Annotated in this window: 5 protein-coding genes and 1 pseudogene; all 6 read left to right on the top strand. The window is 69.9% G+C overall.

What is annotated here, in order from left to right:
- A pseudogene (locus ACESMD_RS10910) lies at positions 1 to 459 on the top strand (long-chain fatty acid--CoA ligase); the annotation flags it as partial.
- The gene (locus ACESMD_RS10905; RefSeq protein ID WP_372613058.1) at positions 456 to 1148 is read left to right on the top strand and encodes a TenA family transcriptional regulator; all 693 of its coding nucleotides are present in this window, start codon (positions 456 to 458) and stop codon (positions 1146 to 1148) included. The pseudogene ACESMD_RS10910 and the gene ACESMD_RS10905, both read left to right, overlap by 4 nt.
- Entirely contained in the window at positions 1135 to 1992 is an 858-nt protein-coding gene (locus ACESMD_RS10900) for an SDR family oxidoreductase (protein ID WP_372613056.1), read from the top strand. Before ACESMD_RS10905 ends, ACESMD_RS10900 begins: the two co-directional genes overlap by 14 nt.
- A gap of 29 nt (positions 1993 to 2021) precedes the next feature.
- The gene (locus ACESMD_RS10895; RefSeq protein WP_372613054.1) at positions 2022 to 2702 is read left to right on the top strand and encodes a hypothetical protein; all 681 of its coding nucleotides are present in this window, start codon (positions 2022 to 2024) and stop codon (positions 2700 to 2702) included.
- An 11-nt stretch (positions 2703 to 2713) separates the two neighbouring features.
- Entirely contained in the window at positions 2714 to 3394 is a 681-nt protein-coding gene (locus ACESMD_RS10890) for a response regulator (protein WP_372613052.1), read from the top strand.
- A partial coding sequence (locus ACESMD_RS10885) for a sensor histidine kinase N-terminal domain-containing protein (protein WP_372613050.1) occupies positions 3391 to 3875 on the top strand: 485 nt, incomplete at its 3' end. The genes ACESMD_RS10890 and ACESMD_RS10885, both read left to right, overlap by 4 nt.

The following is a 3875-nucleotide window of genomic DNA, read 5'->3' as shown; positions in this document are numbered from 1 at the left end:
GGCTACCTGAACGAGCCGGCCGCCAGCGACTGGCATCCCAGCGGCGACCTGGGCCACTGGCGGGGCGAGACCCTGGCGCTCGACGGCCGCCGCCGTGAGGTCTTCATCACCGCCTATGGCCGCAACGTCGACCCCCAGTGGGTAGAGGGCGAGCTCTGCACCCGGCCGGCCATCGCTCAGGCGCTGGTCTTCGGCGAGGCCCTGCCAGAGAACCGGGCGCTGATCGTGCCCGCCACGCCCGATATCGATGACACCCGGCTGGCTGCGGCGATCGCCGCGACCAATGCCGGTCTTCCCGACTACGCCCGCGTGCAGGAATGGCGACGCTGTTCGCCCTTCACACCGAACAACCAACAGCTGACGGCCAACGGCCGGCTGCGCCGCGATGCCATCCATGCCAGCTACCACGACTGGCTCAATGCCACCCAGCCCCATCCCCCGGAAGGAGTGACCCCATGACCCCGTACCAGCAACTCCAGGAAGCCACCCGTGCCGAGCGCGACTGGCTGCTGACCACACCACTGCTGACACGCGCGCTGACCGGCGAGGTGAGCCGCACCGAGTACCTGGCTTTCCTGGGCCAGGCCTACCACCACGTGCGCTTCACGGTCCCGCTGATGATGGCCTGCGGCGCCCGTCTGCCTGACCGGCTGGGCTGGCTGCGCACCGCCCTGGTGGAGTACATCGAGGAGGAGCACGGCCACGAGCAGTGGATCCTCGATGACATCCGCGCCGCCGGCGGCGATCCCGAGGCAGCGGCCGGGCGGGCACCGGAACCTGCCACCCGGCTGATGGTGGCGGCCGTACGCGACGAGATCGCCCACGGCAACCCGGTGGGCTTCTTTGGCATGGTGCAGGTGCTCGAGGGCACCAGCACAGCGCTGGCCACCCAGGCCGCCGAACGCCTGCAGGCGAGTCTCGGCCTGCCCGATGACGCTGTCCGCTACCTGACCTCCCACGGCAGCCTGGACATCGGCCACCTGGCCTTCTTCGAGGGACTGGTGAACCGCCTGGAGGCCGAAGACCTGGTGGCGGTGATCGACACCGCGCGGATGGTCTATCGCCTCTACGGCGCCATGTTCCGCGGCGTCGAGGCCCGCTGTGCCGGTGGCAGCGCCACCCGGGAGCTTGCCGATGCGCTGGTCTAGGTGGTGGTCCCGCGGCCCTGCCCTGCCCGAGGGGGGCTGGCCCGCCCAGCGGATCCTGCTCACCGGCGCCAGCGGCGGCATCGGTCAGTCCCTGGTGGACGAGTTCGCCGCCGCGGGGGCGCAGCTGCTGGTCACGGGGCGCCGCGGTGAGGCACTCGAGGCCCTCGTCGCGCGTCACCCGGGCCAGGTAACGGCCATGACCGCTGACCTGACCCGCCCCGAGGACCGACGAGCACTGGTCATGGCCGCGGCTGCGGCAGACTGCAACATGCTGGTCAATGCCGCCGGCGTAAACTGGGTGGGCCTGTTCGAGTCCTTCACCGACGATGAGCTCGAGCAACTGATCACCCTCAACCTCACCGCCACCCTGCAGCTGACCCGGGCGCTCATGCCGATGCTGCTGGCGGCACGGCATGGCTGGGTGGTCAACCTGGGCTCTACCTTCGGTACTATCGGCTATCCCGGGCAGGTCGGCTACTGCGCCACCAAGTTCGCCCTGCGCGGCTTCAGCCAGGCCCTGCGCCGGGAGCTCGCCGATACCCGCGTGCGGGTGCTGCATGTCTCCCCCCGGGCCACCCGCACCGCCATGAATGCCCCCGAGGTGGAGGCGATGAACCAGGCGCTCGGCAACGCCATGGACAGCCCCGCCCGGGTGGCCAGCGCGGTGCGCCGCGCCATCGAGCATGGCCGCGAGGAGACCCAGCTGGGCGGGCCCGAACGGCTCTTCACCCGGCTTAACAGCCTGCTTCCAAGCCTGGTCGACCAGGCCCTGGCGCGCCAGCTGCCGGTCATCCGCCGCTTCGTCGCCAAGCCAGGCGATGCCGTGCCCCAAGACACACCTTGAAGCACAACCCCGAGACGAGGAGTCCCGTCATGACACGACACGACAGACAGCGACCGACCATGCGACGCCACCTGACCGCGGCCCTGCTAGCCACCTCCCTGGCCTGGCTGCCGGCTACCGGGCTGCTGGCCATGGAAGACGACATCGCCGAGCCGCTCACTCAGTTGCAGGAGCGCTGGGCCGAGATCCGCTACGAGCTTCCCGAGAAGCAGCAGGCGGACGCCTATGCCGCTCTGGCCGCCGAGGCCGACCGCCTGCTCGAGGCCCACCCCGATGCGGCCGAGCTGCATGTCTGGGCCGGCATCGTGCGCTCCACCCAGGCCGGCGCCAGTAGCGGCCTGGGTGCACTGAAGCTGGTCAAGCAGGCACGCGCCGACCTCGAGACCGCCCTGGCGCTCGACCCCATGGCACTGGAAGGCTCGGCCTACACCAGCCTCGGCGCCCTCTACTACCAAGTGCCCGGCTGGCCGGTGGCCTTCGGTGACGACGACAAGGCAGAATGGCACCTGCAGCGGGCGCTCTCGATCAATCCCGAAGGGCTCGACAGCCTCTACTTCTGGGGCGACTATCTGCATGAGCAGGGCCGCGATGCCGAAGCGCGCGGGGCCCTGGAGAAGGCACTGCAGGCGACGCCCCGTCCCGGCCGCGCACTCGCCGATACCGGGCGTCGCGAGGAGGTCCGTCGCCTGCTCACCCAACTGAAGGAGTGACCCGCCCCCTCATGCGCATTCTGCTGGTAGAGGACGACCCCAGCCTGGCGGCGGGGATCCGCCTGGCGCTCAAGCCGGAACACTACACCGTGGACCTGCTGGCCGATGGCCGGCAGGCCCTGGCCGCCCTGAAGGGCAACGAGCCCTTCGATGCGGTGATCCTCGACCTGGGACTGCCCGGGCTGGACGGCATACAGGTGCTGGAGGCGGTGCGCCAGCGGGGCAACCGCGTGCCGGTGCTGGTGCTGACCGCCCGGGATGGCATCGATGACCGCATCGCCGGCCTGGATGCCGGTGCCGACGACTACATGGTCAAGCCCTTCCAGGTCGACGAACTGAAGGCCCGCCTGAGGGCCCTGCTGCGGCGTAGCCAAGGGCAGGCCAGCAGCGTCCTGGAAGTCCGCGGCATCAGCCTCGATCCCGCCACCCACAGCGTCAGCTACCGGGAGACGCCCTTGACGCTATCGCGGCGCGAGTTCGCCCTGCTGCAGGAATTCCTCAGCCACCCGGGACGGGTCTTCACCCGCGACACCCTGACCCGGCTGGTCTACGGCTGGGACGAGGAGGTGGAAAGCAACGCCATCGAGGTGCATGTGCACCACCTGCGCCGCAAGCTCTTCCCCGAACTGATCCGCACCGTGCGCGGCATCGGCTACGTGATGGACAAGACACCCCAGGGCGAGACCCCGTGACCTCGATCCGTCGCCGCACCCTCGGCGTGGTGCTGCTGGTCTTCGGCCTGAGCATGCTGGTGATCGGGCTGACCAGCTACCGCGACGCTGCCCACGAGGTTGAGGAACTCTTCGATGCCCGGCTGGCGCAGAACGCCCGGCTGCTGGAGGGGCTGGTGGGCGCCCCGCTACCCGAGGACGAACGGGATGCCCTGCTGGGCAGCATCGACACGGCCCTGCAGCGCAGCGACGAGACCAACGGCTCCGTGATACGCCATCCCTACGAGAGCAAGCTGGTCTTCCAGGCCTGGCGAGGCGAGACCCTGCTGCTGCGCTCCGCTCAGGCCCCCCAGGCACCGCTCACGAGCTTACGCAACGGCTTCGGTAGCGCCCGATTGAACGACTATGCCTGGCGGGTCTATGCGCTGAGCACCCCGGAGCGGGCACTTCGCGTGGTGGTGGGCGAGCGCGAGGACGTGCGCGGCGAGCTGGTGACCCTGAT

This window comes from Halomonas sp., assembly GCF_041689495.1.
In the GTDB taxonomy this organism is placed as follows: Bacteria; Pseudomonadota; Gammaproteobacteria; order Pseudomonadales; family Halomonadaceae; genus Halomonas.
This window is presented reverse-complemented; position numbering and strand designations above follow the sequence as displayed.

Coding starts and splice junctions, on each gene's coding strand:
- ACESMD_RS10905 (WP_372613058.1), top strand. CDS start 456: ATGACCCCGTACCAGCAACTCCAGGAAGCCACCCGTGCCGAGCGCGAC.
- ACESMD_RS10900 (WP_372613056.1), top strand. CDS start 1,135: ATGCGCTGGTCTAGGTGGTGGTCCCGCGGCCCTGCCCTGCCCGAGGGG.
- ACESMD_RS10895 (WP_372613054.1), top strand. CDS start 2,022: ATGACACGACACGACAGACAGCGACCGACCATGCGACGCCACCTGACC.
- ACESMD_RS10890 (WP_372613052.1), top strand. CDS start 2,714: ATGCGCATTCTGCTGGTAGAGGACGACCCCAGCCTGGCGGCGGGGATC.